18 protein-coding genes are annotated in these 17,548 nt (G+C 44.0%); 8 read left to right on the forward strand and 10 right to left on the reverse strand.

What is annotated here, in order from left to right; translation table 11 throughout:
• Positions 1-392 precede the first annotated feature (392 nt).
• The 8 genes from mobI to OGY08_RS15505 are packed head-to-tail and all read left to right on the forward strand — an operon-like array spanning position 393 to position 10,535.
• The gene (gene mobI, locus OGY08_RS15470) at positions 393-878 is read left to right on the forward strand and encodes a conjugative transfer protein MobI(A/C) (protein ID WP_000071885.1); all 486 of its coding nucleotides are present in this window, start codon (positions 393-395) and stop codon (positions 876-878) included.
• Positions 875-1,612, forward strand: coding sequence for a hypothetical protein (locus tag OGY08_RS15475; protein WP_000995978.1), 738 nt, complete (start codon positions 875-877; stop codon positions 1,610-1,612). Before mobI ends, OGY08_RS15475 begins: the two co-directional genes overlap by 4 nt.
• A gap of 9 nt (positions 1,613-1,621) precedes the next feature.
• Positions 1,622-4,768: a MobH family relaxase gene (gene mobH, locus OGY08_RS15480; RefSeq protein ID WP_001011152.1), complete on the forward strand. Its 3,147-nt coding sequence runs from the start codon at positions 1,622-1,624 to the stop codon at positions 4,766-4,768.
• Positions 4,768-6,852, forward strand: coding sequence for a conjugative transfer system coupling protein TraD (traD, locus tag OGY08_RS15485; RefSeq protein WP_001284073.1), 2,085 nt, complete (start codon positions 4,768-4,770; stop codon positions 6,850-6,852). Before mobH ends, traD begins: the two co-directional genes overlap by 1 nt.
• The gene (locus OGY08_RS15490; protein WP_000343600.1) at positions 6,852-7,961 is read left to right on the forward strand and encodes a hypothetical protein; all 1,110 of its coding nucleotides are present in this window, start codon (positions 6,852-6,854) and stop codon (positions 7,959-7,961) included. The genes traD and OGY08_RS15490 overlap by 1 nt, the downstream gene beginning before the upstream one ends.
• The gene (locus tag OGY08_RS15495) at positions 7,948-8,610 is read left to right on the forward strand and encodes an IncC plasmid conjugative DNA transfer DtrJ family protein (RefSeq protein ID WP_000718549.1); all 663 of its coding nucleotides are present in this window, start codon (positions 7,948-7,950) and stop codon (positions 8,608-8,610) included. The genes OGY08_RS15490 and OGY08_RS15495 overlap by 14 nt, the downstream gene beginning before the upstream one ends.
• A 10-nt stretch (positions 8,611-8,620) precedes the next feature.
• Positions 8,621-9,802, forward strand: a complete 1,182-nt coding sequence (locus tag OGY08_RS15500; RefSeq protein WP_000952985.1) for a S49 family peptidase — start codon at positions 8,621-8,623, stop codon at positions 9,800-9,802.
• A 1-nt stretch (position 9,803) separates the two neighbouring features.
• Positions 9,804-10,535, forward strand: a complete 732-nt coding sequence (locus tag OGY08_RS15505) for a nuclease-related domain-containing protein (protein ID WP_000338612.1) — start codon at positions 9,804-9,806, stop codon at positions 10,533-10,535.
• 286 nt (positions 10,536-10,821) lie between these two features.
• Here OGY08_RS15505 and OGY08_RS15510 read toward each other — a convergent pair whose 3' ends face one another.
• The 10 genes from OGY08_RS15510 to OGY08_RS15555 all read right to left on the reverse strand — a co-directional run bounded on the left by OGY08_RS15510 (position 10,822) and on the right by OGY08_RS15555 (position 17,272).
• A complete protein-coding gene (locus tag OGY08_RS15510) occupies positions 10,822-11,175 on the reverse strand; it encodes a hypothetical protein (protein ID WP_000210769.1) in 354 nt (117 codons plus the stop codon).
• A gap of 65 nt (positions 11,176-11,240) precedes the next feature.
• Positions 11,241-11,525: a hypothetical protein gene (locus OGY08_RS15515; RefSeq protein WP_001091367.1), complete on the reverse strand. Its 285-nt coding sequence runs from the start codon at positions 11,523-11,525 to the stop codon at positions 11,241-11,243.
• Positions 11,526-11,881: 356 nt separating this feature from the next.
• Positions 11,882-12,181 (reverse strand): hypothetical protein, encoded by a 300-nt coding sequence (locus OGY08_RS15520; RefSeq protein ID WP_000442693.1) that lies wholly within the window; start codon positions 12,179-12,181, stop codon positions 11,882-11,884.
• 432 nt (positions 12,182-12,613) lie between these two features.
• Complete coding sequence (locus OGY08_RS15525) at positions 12,614-12,982, reverse strand: hypothetical protein (RefSeq protein ID WP_000537761.1); 369 nt, start codon at positions 12,980-12,982, stop codon at positions 12,614-12,616.
• A gap of 225 nt (positions 12,983-13,207) precedes the next feature.
• On the reverse strand, positions 13,208-13,744 hold the full coding sequence (locus OGY08_RS15530; protein ID WP_000800251.1) for a hypothetical protein: 537 nt from the start codon (positions 13,742-13,744) through the stop codon (positions 13,208-13,210).
• Positions 13,745-13,811: 67 nt separating this feature from the next.
• The gene (locus tag OGY08_RS15535; RefSeq protein ID WP_000286108.1) at positions 13,812-14,249 is read right to left on the reverse strand and encodes a hypothetical protein; all 438 of its coding nucleotides are present in this window, start codon (positions 14,247-14,249) and stop codon (positions 13,812-13,814) included.
• A gap of 44 nt (positions 14,250-14,293) precedes the next feature.
• Positions 14,294-14,590, reverse strand: a complete 297-nt coding sequence (locus OGY08_RS15540; RefSeq protein ID WP_000856246.1) for a hypothetical protein — start codon at positions 14,588-14,590, stop codon at positions 14,294-14,296.
• A 134-nt stretch (positions 14,591-14,724) separates the two neighbouring features.
• Entirely contained in the window at positions 14,725-15,426 is a 702-nt protein-coding gene (locus tag OGY08_RS15545; RefSeq protein WP_000237191.1) for a hypothetical protein, read from the reverse strand.
• Positions 15,427-15,740: 314 nt separating this feature from the next.
• Entirely contained in the window at positions 15,741-16,022 is a 282-nt protein-coding gene (locus tag OGY08_RS15550; protein WP_000708863.1) for a hypothetical protein, read from the reverse strand.
• Positions 16,023-16,087: 65 nt separating this feature from the next.
• Positions 16,088-17,272: a ParB-like helix-turn-helix domain-containing protein gene (locus OGY08_RS15555; RefSeq protein WP_001272971.1), complete on the reverse strand. Its 1,185-nt coding sequence runs from the start codon at positions 17,270-17,272 to the stop codon at positions 16,088-16,090.
• Positions 17,273-17,548 lie beyond the last annotated feature (276 nt).

Below are 17,548 nucleotides of genomic sequence, written 5' to 3' on the forward strand. Positions count from 1 at the left end.
CCTCACATAGGGTCACTTATGTTTGAAAAGTGACCCTATGTAATGTCGTCATAGGGTCACTTTTTATAAAAGTGTCACTATGGACAAAGTTCCATAGGGTCATTTTTTTTGGAAAAGTGGCACTAGATATATGTATAACTTTAATAGAGCAATGCACATTATCAAAAGCAATAATCCACAATGGTCATTCTGTCAAAAGTAACTTTAGGGGGTAGCGATGGAAGTGAGGCTAAACTCGCTGTTACTGTTTCTGAAGGCCCCTCCCGAATGGGGGAAACAGCGAGTGCATTACATCTGTTCAATTCCCTCATCAAAGAGCATTCAAAAATCTTCTGTTCGTGAAAAAAAACGGAAATTTCCTCCGGTATAGTAATTTCACATCAGGAGGCGTCATGAGTAATTCAAATCTTATAAGTTCTATAGAGCTAACACGTAAAAATTTACGTGCTCAGATTGAAGGTTTGCGTGTTGAGGCTGAAGATCTCATTACAAAATACTGGATCAAGTGGAAGGAACGAAACCACCAAGAGATTAACCTTACCCGACATAGCAAAGTTCCAAAGAGGGAGTACCTGGGTTCTTACGCACCAAAAGTTGAGCTAATTGGTAATGCCAGAAAAGTAACGATCACTTGGCATCAGTTCAGCCCTTATAAAACAAGAGCGCCTAGCCACATGTCAAAACGGGTGCAACCAATGAAAAGTGGAAAATATTCTAAGAACTGTTTTGTAAACCATGCCAGCTGGGAATACGAAATGATTTCTGAAACGGAAGCATTGCTGGAGCCTTACAGAGAAATGCTTGAGCTCTATCATTCAGCATATATCGAACTTGGACGAAAAATCCGTCAATACTCAAAAACTAAGGTGGCACAATGAACGACGCAATTATCACGGACAATGAGCGTATTAACATTGAACCAAAAGATGTAATGGTAAAAGGTTCAAATAAAAAGCAAGGCGTAAACGCTCAAACTTCTACTCAACGTAGACCAGAGCACCAGGGTATGGCCAAAGTTATTATTAACCCCGGCACCCCAGACTTTAACCGGTTTTTAACTGCCAGAAATGGAGCAGTCATCAGAGGTTTTGATGATGTGAGTATCGCTATTTCCTCTCTCTTTAAAACGGTTGATGCAGTTAAACATCCTGACCTTGTTCAGGCTATTCAGGATTGGTTCAACGAGCTGCATGAAGAAAACAATAAGATGAAAGAAAATCTTGTTGCTTATATTAAGTCAATTGAGTTCGACAAGAATGACTCATTCATGTCATCAACTCAGTTTGTACCTTTCAGTTTTGAACCAGTACAACTCAACTTCAATAACCACAACACCATGAGGTTTTACAAGTACATCTTCGAGATGAACCAGCTCATGAACACAATGTATGAGTACAACTCATTGGGTTTACTGGCTGTAAGCGACTATCCGGTTATGTCTCACAACATTATAAAGAGTATTAATTTATATGTTGAGAATGTGAAAAAGACTCTGAATGTTTCTCGCCGTAAGGATGGGCCATACAGTCCAGCAGAGTTCATCACCAAAGTAATGCAATATAAAAGTGTGCAGGCATACATTGCAGCCGAACTGTCAGGCAAACGTCGATAAGGTATGATGATGAATTTCAGGGCGCTGTATTTATGTATTAAACGGATTTTGGGGATATTCTCATCTCAGGAGAATGATGCAACCTCTGTAATGATTGAGGATATATCAAGCCTCTCTCCTTTTGCGCAGATTCTAGGAGATCAGAAGTACACTGTTCCTGATCATCCAAATCCAGAAGTCCTGAAATTCATCGAGTATCCAACTCGTCCGACGGGCATACAGACATTTAATGAACAGTCAATCCTGTCTCTGTATCGGGAAAAGCTGCACTCAATTTCAATGATGTTAGCTATCAGCGATAGCGACATCAGGGACGATGCATATACATTTACTAATTTAGTTTTAAAGCCCTTGGTTGAATATGTTCGCTGGATACATCTTTTGCCAGCTTCCGAAAATCATCATCATAATGGTATTGGTGGGTTACTTTCTCACAGCCTGGAAGTGGCCATACTCTCTTTAAAAAATGCGCATCACTCAGAACTGAGACCAATCGGATATCAAGATGAAGAAGTAGTCCGTAGAAAAGTATATCTCTATGCTGCGTTTATCTGTGGTTTAGTCCATGATGCCGGAAAGGTTTACGATCTCGACATTGTAAGCCTGAATTTAGCTAGTCCGATCATTTGGACGCCAAGCTCACAAAGTCTTCTTGACTGGGCACGTGAAAATGACGTGGTTGAATACGAAATCCACTGGCGAAAGCGTATTCATAATCAACATAATATCTGGTCCAGCGTTTTCCTTGAGCGAATCCTAAACCCGGTATGTCTTGCATTTTTGGATCGGGTAAATAAAGAACGTGTTTATTCAAAAATGATCACCGCCCTAAACGTTTATACTGATGGGAATGACTTTTTGTCTAAATGCGTGAGGACCGCTGATTTCTATTCTACTGGTACAGACCTTAATGTTTTACGTGACCCTATCATGGGTCTGCGTTCTAATGATGCAGCAGCAAGGGCCATTAGTACCATCAAGCACAACTTTACCAGTATCAATATCAACAATTACAATGCTAAGCCTATGCACATCATTATCGTAAATGGTGAGGTATACCTTAACGAGAACGCATTCCTTGATTTTGTTCTCAATGATTTCGAATTACATAAATATAACTTCCCTCAGGGAGAGGCTGGTAAGACCGTATTGGTAGAATCCCTAGTTCAACGTGGTTACGTCGAGCCCTATGATGATGAGCGTGTCGTTCACTACTTCATTCCGGGTATCTATTCGGAAAACGAAATATCAAACATCTTTAGAAATGGGATAGGGAAACTAGAATTCTATAACCTTCTTAAGCTAAGGTGGATTGGTTTAATCTTTGATTCCTATAAAATCCCTGACTCAGTGCCGGGTCTTTTTAGCGTTAATGCCAATAAAGACTTTATTTACATTGACGAGCAAAAAACAGTTACTGAATACAGAAGACCAGTGCCCGGTCGGGACGTTATAACTAAAATTACTGATACTGTTGAGACGGCTGTTCTTAAGGTTAATGATTTAGGCCGCTCCTCTGCCTCTATTGATGTTGATATACATTCTAAGAAAAATGAAGGCTCATCCGACGATTTTGAGAAGAAAGCCGAAAGTGATAATGAAATTGATAATGACACGCAGATAGTTAAATCTGAGGGTGAGGAAGCAGCTGATCCTGTCATTCCTGATATAGAAGAAAGTGAAGATGAATCGGCAAAGGACACGGAATCCCATGTCCTGGTCAACCAACTTCATGAACTCCTTTTAAGCGCTCCACTTTCCAATGACTATATAGTGTGTGTTGATGCTGTCCCCTACCTCAACATAGATACCACTATGGCATTGCTGCCGGGATTAGATGAAAAAGCATTCAGTGAAGAGCCCTATTTCCAACTGACATTCAGAGAAGGCTCTCTCGATGGAATGTGGATAGTAAGGGACATTGACGATCTGCGTTTAGTCCAGCTCGGCGATAACTGCGCCGGGTTCCAGCTCACCTATCATGAGCCAAGAAGGCCAACAACTTTAAAGTCACTTTTCAATACTTCTATGTATCAGGCATTAGTGATTAATGATGAGTCTTCTGTTGAAAACTCTGCCCCACGTCCAAAGCAAACGCTTGAGCTGCCTCCCCCACGTGTAAATGCAGTCGAAGAACATTCTGGCGACGTGGAATATCATGGAACCGATAGTGCATCCGCGACTGGTCCGCTGAAAACTGAGGCTGTGGAATATGAACATTATCAACATCTTTTTGAGAAAGAAGATGAAGAGCATGAGATCATTGATTATACCGATTTCTCACAGCTTAGTGTTTCTCGGCCAGAAGTCGGTAGTTGTGCAACAAGCTCTTCGGTCCATAATGAAAAGCTTCTCTCCGAGCCGTCAGAATTACCAGAACTTAACCGAGAACAGAACGCTGATCCCCAGGGTACGAATGAACGCTCTATGGATGTTTCTGTAGGACAAGAAAACTCAGAACCAGATACTGAGGGTAACTGCCCACCACCAGCTGAAGTTGTGTATTCCCAGACCGAAGCAGCCGCAACCAGTGTGATGGCAAGTGAAGAGCCCGCCTTACCTCCTGTACTTGAAGAATCAAATGGAGAGCATGCGCCCACAGACGCTAAGGGGCATCATCTTTCGCCAGCACTGGCCAGACTGTTCGCCCCAACAGCACCGGTAGAAAAACAAAATCCCAAGCGCAACCGGAATAAATCATCGGACAAAGCAGAAGTACAAAAACCAGCATCACCTGTTTCTGGTCACAATCTGAACAGTAAAGTCTTTGCATCTACTGAATCAGACCAAAATGGTGAATTCTCGCTTATAAGCGAAGGTGACGTTACAGAGCTTGAATTTGTAGAAATTGCGTTAGTACTGCATCAAATTCTGTCCAAAATGGAGGTGGCGTTTAAAAGAAAGCGCAAAAACAGATTTATGGTAAGTACTCCTAATACTCTCTATCTGACCCAATCTTGCGTGGAAAAATTTGGGTCGCAGTTAGAGGCTCAAGATCTTTTCAATAAGCTTCCTCAGTACCTCGTTAATTCTGGTGCTGTGATCAATACAAAATGCCATGCATTTAACATGCCTACTTTGCTGGCCGCATCAGACCGGGCGAAAGTGGACATTGAACGAATTATCAATAACCTGAAAGAGGCTGGGAACCTATAATGTCAGATTCGAAGAGGACTAACCTCCATGCACAAGAGAATTTTTATCGGCCTATTCTTGAGTATCGTAGTGCCTCAATACTTTTGATTTGTTCGGTTTCTATGCTTTATATGGGACTTTCTTCAGACGGACTGGACATCGCCCCAATAGTTCTGTTCACCTCAATATTGCTTTTTTTGCTGTGCCTTTATCGTTGCAAAACAGCAGCGCCATTTTTGATGGCTCATTGGCGTGTATTCAAGCGACATTTCATGTTCGTTAGTCTTGATTCACTGCGTGTAATTAACAAAAGTAACTTTTTCTCCAATGAGCGAAAGTATCGTCAACTGGTTCAGGATTATCAAAATAAAAATAAGGATATACCCGAGCGAAAGTCCTATTTTTGTGATGGGTTTGAGTGGGGTCCGGAACATGCGGATCGGGCATATCAAATAGCTAACCTCTCCAGTGATAAACGTGAGATCGAGTTGCCATTCGTCTTCAACCCAATTAAGAGACATTTTGACGCAATGGCTCGTAAGATGGGCGGCAGCAATGCAATTTTTGCTGTGGAACGTAGGGAACCCATATTTGTAACTGAAGACAATTGGTTTGGTCATACTCTGATAACCGGAAACGTGGGTACTGGGAAAACGGTGCTACAGCGTTTACTAAGCATTAGCATGCTTCATCTTGGTCATGTTGTTGTTGTCATAGATCCAAAGAACGATGCAGAGTGGCGAGAATCTCTAATGGAAGAGGCTAAGACCCTCGGTCTTCCTTTCTATAAATTTCATCCTGGCCAGCCAGCATCTTCGGTCTGTATTGATGTCTGCAACACCTATACTAATGTTTCTGACCTAACATCTCGTCTTTTGAGCTTGGTGACAGTTCCCGGTGAGGTTAACCCATTCGTTCAGTATGCCAAGGCTCTCGTTTCCAATGTGATTTCCGGGCTTTCTTACATAGAGAAAAAGCCTTCTATTTATCTGATTCACAAGAACATGAAAAGCCACATGTCTATTGTGAATCTTACAGTCAAGGTAATGGAGTCATGTTACGCGAGATATTATGGTTACGATGTCTGGACCGAAAAAGTTAAGTACGTCGCTAACGATACCTTGCCGGTACGTTTCAAGCGTCTCGCTGAATGGTTTACGGCTCATTTCATGAATTACGAGGGGTCCGAACAAATAGACTGGTTAGATACTGTTTCCCAGCTTATTGATTACTCAATGTCCGACCCAGAGCATATGGCTAAAATGACCGCAGGTATTATGCCTGTTTTCGATATGCTCATTGAAAAACCTTTAAATGAGCTTTTATCTCCTAACCCGAACTCAGTATCATCAAGAGAAATTGTAACAAGCGAAGGGATGTTCAGCACTGGCGGGGTGCTATACATTTCGCTTGATGGCCTTTCAAACCCCGATACAGCAGCTGCTATTTCTCAATTAATAATGTCAGATCTGACCTCCTGTGCCGGTAGTCGCTACAACGCTCAAGATGGTGATATGTCAGCTAATTCCAGGATAAGTATTTTTGTTGATGAGGCACACTCAGCCATTAACAACCCTATGATTAACCTTCTGGCGCAGGGTCGTGCAGCGAAAATTGCACTGTTTATTTGCACCCAAACCATCTCCGACTTTATTGCTGCGGCAAGTGTTGAAACTGCCAATCGAATTACGGGGCTCTGCAACAATTATATAAGCTTGCGAGTCAACGATACTCCTACTCAGACGCTTGTTGTAGAGAACTTTGGTAAGAGTGCGATAAGCACAAATATGGTCACTTATACGACCGGTTCAGAAACATCTTTGCCGCATAATAACTTCTCAGGTTCAATCTCAGAAAGAAAGCAGACAACTTTAGAAGAGAGTATTCCAAAGGATCTCTTGGGTCAGGTCCCTATGTTTCACATAGTTGCCAGGCTTCAAGATGGCAGGAAGGTTGTAGGCCAAATCCCTATTGCTGTTGCTGAGAAACAAATGAAGCCAAACACAACTCTGTCGGAAATGCTTTTCAAGAAGGCCGGAAAAGTTACTTTGCGTCAAAATCTCGATATCAAAAATCTTAATAAATTTCTAAGGAAGTTGCATTGATGGATGAAAAAATTGTCCTGACGCGCCAGCAAATTTTAAGCTCTGCACTAAAAGTCAGCAAATGTCGCTCGCTCGTAAAAAGGCGCTTTCAGTCTTTGGGTTTAAAGTACGCAGATTCTCAGGAAGTTCGAGATCGGCTAACTATGATAGAAAAAAACGCGTTTCATCATTTGGGAAAATTTTGTCAGAGCAACGATATCGATTCCCTATTCTCCATGGCAAATACCCTGTCTGAGCTTTTCCTTTTAAAGGGAGAGTTGATCACGACTGATCCCTTTGGGGACCGTGAAACCAGCTACTGGTCGGTACCACAAGGATCATGCCATGAATGGATTCAATCACTGACCACCAGCGAAGGTCCTGAACGTAAATTCGTTAGTTTCCGTATTTCTTTCGATAACAATGACGTACGGTGTGATCTTGTAAAAAAGAATGCCCGTATGCTTGGTTGTTATCTTTTGCCTTATTTCGTCGATTTAACACGCACGGTGGGCGCATTCATTAATTTGCCAGGTAGTGTCTCTTTTAAACAAGTACAGCGCATCAAACCCCAGATTCATCCAGAAACAACACATAGTCATATAGTTACTATTGAGGACTCTCCCTTTCTTTCTCGGTTAAAATTTAAAATCATTACTGCCATAGATCAGCTTCCTGACCCTAATGGCCTTTATACAAACACCTTTAACAGCATTATTGACCGTGCACTGCTGACTCATCTCAAAACCGAACAGGAAAAAATAGATAGTCCAAGAGTCTGCAAAAATGTGATTTCGGCTTTTGCCGACTCAACTCTTTCTCTGCCGGTGTTTAACATCGGCCTAAACGAGCAGTACAGATACTGGACGCCGTGGGGCATCAACTTTATAGAATTTTCCCGCCAGGCCGCAAAAGCAAGGACCGCTGTATTTGTTCCTGATGTGGGACAGATCGAGTGGAAAAGCGCAGAGCATAAAGAACTGGCGGAGTTAAGCCTCATCGACCAAATCATACCTAAACAGTACCACTGGCTCCTGGGTATCCCGACGATGTGGCGTAACAACTATTGCAATCACGATCAGAGGCTAGCTCTTTTTCGTGAATGGAGGGAAAGCAATGGCTGCGGATAATACAAGCAGGGCAGCAGTGCTCAGAACAATGCTTTTTTTTGGCATGGTCATTTATTTTGGTTACAGCTTGGCTTTCCAGAATACTGAGGAGCTCAAATATCAGATTACTCAGGAGGTTAATGCAAGCCGGTCCATCATATCAAATGACCGTTGGAAGTCTGTCATTGCAAATAGTGAAGCGACTTTAAATTGGTTGGTACATGACTATAAGTTAATTGACTATCTGAATACTATTCTGATCCCTGACACCAAAAAACCAGCCAGAGGTATTAACATTGTTGCTGAAAAATTTACCTCTATTAATTACACTATGGCCAAAAACATACCCCTCTTACTTTATCAGTCCATTTTCCGGTGGAACTTAATCCTGGGGTGGCTAATCGTTTTTCTGCCCTATCTATTTGCCATGCTAGCAGATGGAATGTACCAGTGGAAATTGAAGAGGTACGTATTTGGTAAGGTTACAGTTCAGTTTTATCGTATTTGGTTTCGAGCATTTTGGGTGATCAGTGCTTTAACGATGGTCTACCTGGTCATGCCAAATATGTCACTATTTAACAATATCGCTCAACTTTTCCCACCAGTCGCTTTATTGATACTGGGAATTGCATTGAATCGCTTGTGGTCTAACTTTCAAAAACTCATGTAAAGGTGGTCAGATGTTAAGCAGTAAAAAAAGGAAGTCCCCTACAAATATCAAAGAATCGCTCAATGATAACGCTGACCGTTTTTATAAGATGTTTCGCATTCATACCACGGCAAAAGTTGCTATGTCGCTAATTGCCATGACCGCTGTAGGGTTTTCTTTCTACAATCTTTACGAACAATGGCAGGACGCTGAAGGGAAGAAAGACCATATAGCTGTAATACGGATTTCTGGCGAGATGGGTACCGGCTCGGAAACGGGCGATGGAACAGTGATCGCAACAGCTCTTGCCAAAGCTTACAATAATCCCCATGCCAAAGCAGTTATTATCGAGGCAGAGTCAGGTGGTGGTGGTCCCTCTGACGCCATCATTATTTACCGCCAGATAAACGCGCTTAAAAACCACCAGCCACAGATTGAACGCGTATCAGATGCCGGTGGCTCTCTTTCATCTGTAGCCGCTGACAAGAGTAACAAAACCGGGAGCACAGAACGTGGCGATGAAGCACGGTCGAAGCAAAACTCCCTCGAAGTACTCTCCAGCGGTACCGGTCGTTTTTTCTCTGATATCGCAGACTCATATAAACCAATCATCGTTAGTGTGAAAGGCATATGCGCATCCGCATGCTATTACGCGGTATCGCCCGCTGATGCAATTTATGCCGACAGTAATGCCCTGATCGGTTCTATCGGTGTGCGTATGGACCACTGGAATCTGTCAGAGATCATGAGCACAGTAGGCGTCAAGAATGAGCCCCTTACGGCCGGTGAGTTCAAAGATGCTCTTGACCCCTTCCACCCATTGTCCGATTCAACGAGGGAGTTCATGCAGAAGGAGATCCTGAACACGATGCATGAAAAATTTATAACTGATGTTGAACTTGGACGGGGTAAAAAGCTTCTCTCGCGTCATGATGCCGATGCTGTTTCTCTCTATTCAGGCCGTGTATGGCCAACACCTCAGGCAGTTAAGTACGGCCTGGTGGATGGAGATCTTACGTCAGTAGAGATCCGTACACGTCTTTCAAAAATGTACTCCACTGACACGTTCAAAAACTACAATGAGCCTCATCGTAATCTCCGTTCTGCACTCGGCATGCTGATGAGCCTGTCTTCAAATATTGAGAGCCTTACCGGTACCACTACCCGCTTAGTAGAATCTGTTAATGCCACCAGCTACCCCTCTGTGAGGTAACATGGATGCTTTCAATCTGCTGTGGAGCATTACGGGGGTAGCTTTCATTATCCTTATTTTCGTCGTGTTGCTGTGTCTGTTGGGATTTATGACCTCTGCCATAGCGGAACGGCGGACTGCAAAGGCAATTGAATCTGGGCTTCCTGAAGAAGCTCAGGGGCTACTTAGTGATCTCACCTTTCAGTTGTCGGCTCATAGCACTACGCAGGTTGATCACATTCTCGTAGCCCCACATGGTATATACGTCATAGAGCAGAAAAACTACGTAGGCAAGCTCTACGGTACTCTGGAGGAAAGCCACTGGCGGAAATGGACTCAGTCCCGAACCCTCAAGTTGCAGAACCCGTTTAAGCAAAACCAGGGGCACATCAGGGCTATTCAGTCTGCTCTTAAGGCTAGAGAACTGGAATGTATCAATGTCGTCATCATAAACGGACGTTGTAAGTTTGATGGCATCAAGCCGGAATGGTTATGTATGGGGATGGACGATTTTATCCATAAAGTCAAACAACGACGAGGGCTACGGTTGTTCACACCGGAGTCTGTTCAGCACATCTGTTCGGTGTTGAAGTCAACAAGGAAGTCGCCAGGGCTCTATACGGACCTTACTCATATTCATAACATAACGACAAAGTACAAAGCCCCGATGAAATTCGAGCAACGAGTAACATACATTCTGCTCAACTTTATCCATTATCTGTGGGCAAGTCTGTTCACTAAGCAGAAGCCTTAGCGCTCTATCATTGGTAAGGCTGTAAAATGTCTGCAAAAGGCCCCATCGGTAAATTGTTGGGGCTTTTTCTTTGCGTAGTTCTGATACGGTTTATCCTGTGGAGCATTATGGCCACCAGCCAGCTGGTGACTGGCCAACGCTTTGTATGACGTAGCCTACTCAGGGCAGGCTATTTTAGAGGGACCGATTTTTATCCGGGCTAATTTAGAAAGAGATAATTTGAACTTAGGCGGGCTGACCACCAGCAGAGAGGTAAATCACTAGCCGGTGATATTGACAGAAGTCGTCAGGGGTTTAACGCCGGAATATTTTGCCAGGCCTCCTGCAAGGTCTGCAAGACTTCTACAAGTGATAGTGACGGCCACAGGACTGTTTCCGTCATTATCACTCCAGGTGGCTCGCACTCTACTGGTACCAGAATTAAAACAACACGAGTTCCTTTTACCTGGTAGGCAAGGTTTACTGCCGGTTGGCGGTAGGAGGCCAGTACACCCTCACCATATTGAGCAGGGTTACTTGCCCAGTTCCGCACCATTGCATACACCTGAGGCATATACCGACTATCCAGATCCCCTTTGGGCCGTCTGAACGGCACGATTTCTTCTGAGCGGTAGGTGGTCGTTGTTGTATTGGTTGTCATCTTTGTCACCTCCCCTGTTCGTCCATTTAGAGTTTTAAGCTGCTTTACACATCACACTCAACTGATTATTTAAGCTGGTCATCGTCTCTGGCCAGCATAGCCCAACCATTCGCCTGGTTTTCGCGGGAGTAAGGATTCATTTCAAAATAACTATCTACCGCGTCGCTGTCCGCAACAGAACTGTTGTTAGCTCTCTTTGAACCCTGAACCACTACAGCATCAACCTCTGCGGCTTTCCCGTTGCGCTGTACCAGGATTTTAACCGTATTGGGCTTACGTCTTGCGAGCAGTTTGTTGGCGATAAAAAGCACAACAATCCAGGCCAAAAGCACGTATAAAAATGTATTCATAATGCCCTCCTTTGTATGTGATTATTATACCTGCTTCCATTGCAGGCCAAACAGGTTCGGTGCATGAAAAATAGACTTCTCTCCGGCGTATAGCAATCTACTTACTGATCTGTTTTCGTATCAAACTGTATGGCATAACCGAGGGGCGTACGTGGTGAGTCAGAAAGTTACTTTTCCGTAATAGTTAATTTCAGATCCTTCTTCCAGTTACGCTTCAGTATAAAACCGATACCCTCTAATTCAGCATCCTTCACGTTTAATACGCTTCACTTTAAGGCAGGGCTTTTCGGTTGAAATGAATTCTTTTTCCGGTTGCTGGACATGGGTTTCATCCTGATAGTTAAAGTTGCAGGCTATCAGTCACCACCACCACCTCCGTCACCTCCTCCACCGCCACCATCACAACCACCAGCTATGCTATTTTCACCATTACAATCACCTCCGAGGGGGTTCAAATGGCTGCTCCCCTGTAGATGGTGTCCTTGCCAGATCGAACCCGAACCAGCGCCTCCTGAGCGTCTTTGCTTGCCCTGAGGCAATTGTGCAGGCTCACCAGCACCGGCGGTACCAAAAATGTCCCGGGCAATTTTATAAAGAAGGTAAAAAGGTACGCCCAGCATCATAAAAAAGATTACTGAAAATATTACACGTTCCATTGATGATCTCCTGTCTTGTGAGAGACCAGTTATATCAGGGTGATTCAGTATTTCCGTTTAGAAAAGAGTACTAATTTGGCCCTGTTCGCTCTTAATTTGCCATCCGGGAAAAAGTCATAGGGATAGGCCTGCCAGAGTCAATAACTTCCAGTGATCTGGAGGAGACCCCGGCTCTCTGAGCCCTCATGGATGGTACGGCTTTACCCCTTGTAAACAGATTCACGTTCCGCAGGACAAACATCGACTACTGACGTCTCATATTTGCTGACGCTAATCCGACGTCTCATTGCCGTCTGCTTGTTTTCTTTAAAGGGTGTATTAGACGAATATCAAATCGGAATGGTAGGGGATGTGTGGGCACCATGCCCGGCCCTCTTTGAGCATCTGAGAGATTGGAGACCTAGCCGGGTAAGATAGCTACTTTCTTACGGGTTACCCTTCAAATCCAAAGACGAAACGGACGCTGCCGTTCTCCACGTGGAGACGCTTTACTTCTTCGACAAATTCCTGGATCACCTCTCCGGCGTTATCGGGTGGTATGGCTGACAAAATTTCTTCCGAAGTCAGCCATGAGTATGAATGTTCACCGAATAAATCATCATCTTCGGACGGTATATCATCAGGTAATCCGCGTAATGCGTGGATAAAAACTGCTGATGTGCTCGCCCTTTCACGATCTACATCAAATCCGAGCCAGGCAAAGTGGAGATATGATCGGTCCCCTTTATAATTGCTTGATAAATTAATCCATTTACCAGGCTTTTCTTCCCTTTGAAATCGCCAGCAGATATCAACGCCCATTAAGAAACTCCATTACTATCGTTCGTATGAGATAACTATCATTTCAGAATACTATGACTTCTTCCCGTATAGAACTAATCGCTCACGCCATTTAGCTACTTACTTTTTTTACGTACGCTTGCAGCGCAGTACCTTGAGAGAAGTAAGTAAGACTGGGCGAAGCCAACCGGTTCCGCCACCTCGCTCACCGGCTTTTAGGCGTAAGCACTGAAGTCAGCCTCCATGCTAACTGGCGAGCCTGCGAAAGTCAGACTCGTTGTTATAAAGCGGCATATCGTAAGCAGTGTCTGAAATGAACATTCGGATCTGCTCAAGCGTCATGCCACAATGAAAACGGGTTACGCTCACATTGGCCCGGGGGAAGTCAGCACAAAATGCATTCAAAACATTCTCATGGACAATACCAATGTTGATTAACGCAGCTGGCCCGTTGTCACGGAAAGATACGACACGGAATCCCCCATACCAGCCTGACTGGGAGAAAAATGAAAATGCACTCGTTGCCAGACCATTAGACAGGTCATAGCGCAATTTCCCGCTCAGAGACTGGCTGTCTCTGCTGTACACGCGATTAATGAAAATGCCGGGACCAACTTCTACCGGCTGCTTGTTGCTTGCTAAACACGGAAAGCCCACCAGCGAAACCTCCCTTTCTCCTAACCAGTTTACCTGATACCCGGCAGTGAGAAAGTCAGTCAGTTCTACGCCAGAAAGAGCATTAATGGCCGCAATATCGGTATCCAAAATATTTACGTTTTTCATATTCATCTCATCTATATTCTAAAGTGCGTTTTTTGTCTATCAGCCCGAGGATTGAAAATTTGAATATTTAATGTGACAGAAAAATACCTGTCACCTTTTCAAAAACTGCCTGCAATTGAATATCGAGAGAGTCCATTTTAAAATCCACCAGCTCAGCTTTATTATCGCAAACCGAATAAAAATAGGAGTCAAATGCGTCTGTATCTTCATCTTTAAAAATACGGAAGGAATTAATTTTATTATGCCCTTCAAATTCGGCATGAATACCATAGCGAACCGAGCCGTCATCGAACTGAACAACCCGTCGTACAGAATTAATCCGGACGTACTGTTTTAAGGCCCTCGCGAAATCGGCATTTAACGCCAACGCTCGTAAGATTGAATCAGCGGTTTCATTCTGCTTTTTACGATCATATTCAAACATCCCACAGCCGGTGTTACGAAAGACCGGCTGAAGAGCATTAACCAGGTTGAAGGAATCCACGTTTCTGTCGTTTCTGTACATGAGATATCTCCTGCCCCTCCGCTATACGAAGGGGCTTGATAGGGTTACTGCCAGGCTGCGATCACTTCTTCGCACTGGAAATGAGATAAGCACTGCTGGAGTAAAAGGGCCAGCACCGCTGTGTTAGGGACGCGATTGTTACACCACGCGTTGAATAGCAGCTGCCATGGACCGGCATAATACCCGGCCAGTTTCTTTTTTTGTTTATCTGTGCAGCAGCTGGAAATGGCCTGCTGATAAAGGCTTTCATTCTCGGCACCAGAGCGTTGTTGCAGTGCCTGATAAATATAGGAGTAGACAGAATCGGAGCAATTAGATGCATAGGCCAGATTGGTTTTCATAATACCTCCTGTGTTTTTGGGTATTATATAAAACTCCGACCTACTGGCTAATAACCCACACTGTAATTTCTTTTAAAAACACAATAAATTTTCAAAATTGGACCAGTGTGGATTTAAGCGAGCAGTTTAAATCTTTATGAACTAGCTTTCAAAGAGGTTGGTTTTTCGGGAAGTTTTTTGCCAGACCAGCATGTTGGTTTTTTTTCTGTAGTGCAGATTAGCTGGTACCTGCCCCTTCTTACCTCTTTGAGCAATGACTGTTTGAAATATGGTAAGCCCAGTTCAAAAACCCAGTAACGACCGTCTGCAAAAACGACTGAATTTTCAACGCCATCCGAAGCCACCAAGGATGCATCATTAAGTAGACGTTCTTCATAATGAAATGGTAATGAAAATGTCAGATATAACGCACAAAGTACAAAGATTCCTGTGAGACTAACTGCCAGTGAACCACAATAACCAGAATAAACATTTAAATTTCTTTTGATAAATTTCTCATGCAAGATTACAAGCAGACAGAATACACAAGCTACCAGCCCAAATCCTACATGCAGATAAAACTGTCTTATTTCATCATTCCAGACGATGTTGTCCCATTTCGTGCTTAAGATTGAACCCAACAAGGAGATAATAAAAGCGGCAATTTGAGAACTGATAAAGTAGGAGAAAGCTGACTTTGAAGTTATTTTTTTCATAGAAACAGGAACCTCTTTACCTCGTTCCTGATCAGAGAAAAGACACAAAACGCACCATGCGCAAAAAACTGCAAGTCCAGATGCAATAATCTCGCGTAAAAACATATTAAACGTTTCCGATAATGAATAAGTAATTACCATATCCTCTCCGTAAGTCTACATATAATTCAGACGTGACAAATAATTAAAGGCATTGCTATTCTATCATTATGCATTGCGTTTAAAATCATTTCTAATTCAGCAGAGTAGCGATACAGGCATTTCGCTATCCTAAAATCTGGTAGCTTTCCATTTCCTTGCTGAGATAAATCAAAATAATTCTATTTATTGCCTATTCGGATGCTGCAAAACCTTATAAATCCGGATGTATATCACTTAACAGTGAACCATTCGGTGACTTGCTCTCCGTGAGGTCCACCGGGTTTATCCAGTAGGGAACATTCTGCTTTTACCGTTTACTGCATACGCGAGCAGGAATTCTGTTGCAGTTCTGCATTTGCCTGCTTTTCCAGTGCTGTCATAACCCGGCGGAGCATCGCCAGAGCCTGAACAGGCGAGCTCCCAAACTGCACTTTCACTTCATCCGTATCATGATCCTGAATCAGGTCGAGGATGTTCACTTCGATCCCTGCCCCGTTTTCATCTTTTGCCGTGCACTGAATACTTACCCGGGTCACCGAATCCGTCAGGACTGGCAGTGGGTTAGTCTTGTCTACGTTGATAAAAGCCTTCTTCATTGCCCTGTTTCCCCTTGTCCTGAAAAAGTTACCGACCCGTCCGGATGGAGGGGTCGGTCAGAAAATCATGCCTGTCCCTTATTCATCTTCTCAGCATGCTTACGCAGGTACTCTTTCAGGTCAGCATGAGCATTGATGATATCGTTCATTTCATCATTGGTCAGAACAAGCGTGTAAGTATCAGTGCTGACAGATTCACCTTCTTTAAGCTTGGCTTCTTCAGCAATACGTTCAAAAATCGGGATCGCGGTGTCGGCAATGACGGTCACGGTCTTTTTGTTCAGAACGCTGGACATGGATGGTGCTTTACCTGCCGGGTTCTGTTTAGGAGCGCTGTCCTTTGGAGCCGGAGCTGGTTCCTGTACCGGTGGCGTAACCAGCGTCTCTGTATTGCTTTCATCATTCAGTTGATCCGGTACCGGGGTGTTAACGGTAGCATTACCTGCCGGTTGCTCATCACCGGAGTTTTCCGGAGTCTGCGGATCTGCCATGCGCTCTTCTACCTTGGCAGCTTTGACGAATTTCAGCGTGTTTTTCGTCGCTTTACCATAGATGGAGATCGCCTTGTTGATGTTATCTACCGCATCCTCACCGCTGTACATATACTCGTCCAGCGCAACGTACATGCTCACCTGATCGCTCACAAGCATGGTCTGTAGTTCAGAAGGCAGGTCCAGTACGCGAACCATCTGGCGAAGATGCTGCTCTGATTTACCACGTTTTTTTGCCAGTTCCGCAAAGGTCTTAGGCTCTTCTTTATCTTCAACAAGACGCTTAATTGAAAGCGCTTCAGCTACGACAGACAGCGCCAGGTTGGAGTTGCCGGTCAGGGTGAAGAGTTCTGCTTTTGAAGCGCTACCGCGAAACTCTTCGCAGCGAATACGAGTAATGCGTTCACGCCCTTCTGCTTCCAGCTGGCGGTTTGCAATAGCGATGGAACGGATACGGCAAGCCCCCTGACGCAGTACAGGTACGCCATTAACCATCTGAACAACGATAGGCGTCACGCTGAACGGGTCTTCCATGTAGGCATCGGCCAGGCTGTTCAGGTGTTCCACAACGTGAGGCATTGAATAGTAGAGCTCGCCCATACCGGCCGTGCGGGTGTTAAAGCCTTCCTGCTCTACAACAACCGAAGGGTCAATGATAAGGCCGTTACCTTTACGGGCACCGTTACCAGTGCGTTCCAGGTAACCACGAAGGCTGATTTCGTTGCTGTTGTTTTTTACTTCAGTTTCGATTGCGGACATTTTTGTTCTCTCTTTTGGTTGGTTGTTTAACTGCGCTACAACACAACAATACCAGGTTCGACATTTTTTCTAATAGGTTGCACAGAAGAAAAAGTAACTTTTCTTAAAAAAAATTCCTGAGACAATACTACTCGATCCGTCCGTTTTAAATCTTCACAACAGTGGGCCGTTTTTACGTTTAAGCAAAATAGCTGGTTCAGAAGGTGAGTCGGAGAGAAAAGTTACTTTTCCGGTTGTCTGGGCCAGTGATGAGAGAGTGGCAGGACAGGAATGGCT

The sequence above is a fragment of the Citrobacter sp. Cpo069 genome, assembly GCF_030332785.1.
In the GTDB taxonomy this organism is placed as follows: Bacteria; Pseudomonadota; Gammaproteobacteria; order Enterobacterales; family Enterobacteriaceae; genus Citrobacter; species Citrobacter portucalensis.

Coding starts and splice junctions, on each gene's coding strand:
- mobI (WP_000071885.1), top strand. CDS start 393: ATGAGTAATTCAAATCTTATAAGTTCTATAGAGCTAACACGTAAAAAT.
- OGY08_RS15475 (WP_000995978.1), top strand. CDS start 875: ATGAACGACGCAATTATCACGGACAATGAGCGTATTAACATTGAACCA.
- mobH (WP_001011152.1), top strand. CDS start 1,622: ATGAATTTCAGGGCGCTGTATTTATGTATTAAACGGATTTTGGGGATA.
- traD (WP_001284073.1), top strand. CDS start 4,768: ATGTCAGATTCGAAGAGGACTAACCTCCATGCACAAGAGAATTTTTAT.
- OGY08_RS15490 (WP_000343600.1), top strand. CDS start 6,852: ATGGATGAAAAAATTGTCCTGACGCGCCAGCAAATTTTAAGCTCTGCA.
- OGY08_RS15495 (WP_000718549.1), top strand. CDS start 7,948: ATGGCTGCGGATAATACAAGCAGGGCAGCAGTGCTCAGAACAATGCTT.
- OGY08_RS15500 (WP_000952985.1), top strand. CDS start 8,621: ATGTTAAGCAGTAAAAAAAGGAAGTCCCCTACAAATATCAAAGAATCG.
- OGY08_RS15505 (WP_000338612.1), top strand. CDS start 9,804: ATGGATGCTTTCAATCTGCTGTGGAGCATTACGGGGGTAGCTTTCATT.
- OGY08_RS15510 (WP_000210769.1), bottom strand. CDS start 11,175: ATGACAACCAATACAACAACGACCACCTACCGCTCAGAAGAAATCGTG.
- OGY08_RS15515 (WP_001091367.1), bottom strand. CDS start 11,525: ATGAATACATTTTTATACGTGCTTTTGGCCTGGATTGTTGTGCTTTTT.
- OGY08_RS15520 (WP_000442693.1), bottom strand. CDS start 12,181: ATGGAACGTGTAATATTTTCAGTAATCTTTTTTATGATGCTGGGCGTA.
- OGY08_RS15525 (WP_000537761.1), bottom strand. CDS start 12,982: ATGGGCGTTGATATCTGCTGGCGATTTCAAAGGGAAGAAAAGCCTGGT.
- OGY08_RS15530 (WP_000800251.1), bottom strand. CDS start 13,744: ATGAAAAACGTAAATATTTTGGATACCGATATTGCGGCCATTAATGCT.
- OGY08_RS15535 (WP_000286108.1), bottom strand. CDS start 14,249: ATGTACAGAAACGACAGAAACGTGGATTCCTTCAACCTGGTTAATGCT.
- OGY08_RS15540 (WP_000856246.1), bottom strand. CDS start 14,590: ATGAAAACCAATCTGGCCTATGCATCTAATTGCTCCGATTCTGTCTAC.
- OGY08_RS15545 (WP_000237191.1), bottom strand. CDS start 15,426: ATGGTAATTACTTATTCATTATCGGAAACGTTTAATATGTTTTTACGC.
- OGY08_RS15550 (WP_000708863.1), bottom strand. CDS start 16,022: ATGAAGAAGGCTTTTATCAACGTAGACAAGACTAACCCACTGCCAGTC.
- OGY08_RS15555 (WP_001272971.1), bottom strand. CDS start 17,272: ATGTCCGCAATCGAAACTGAAGTAAAAAACAACAGCAACGAAATCAGC.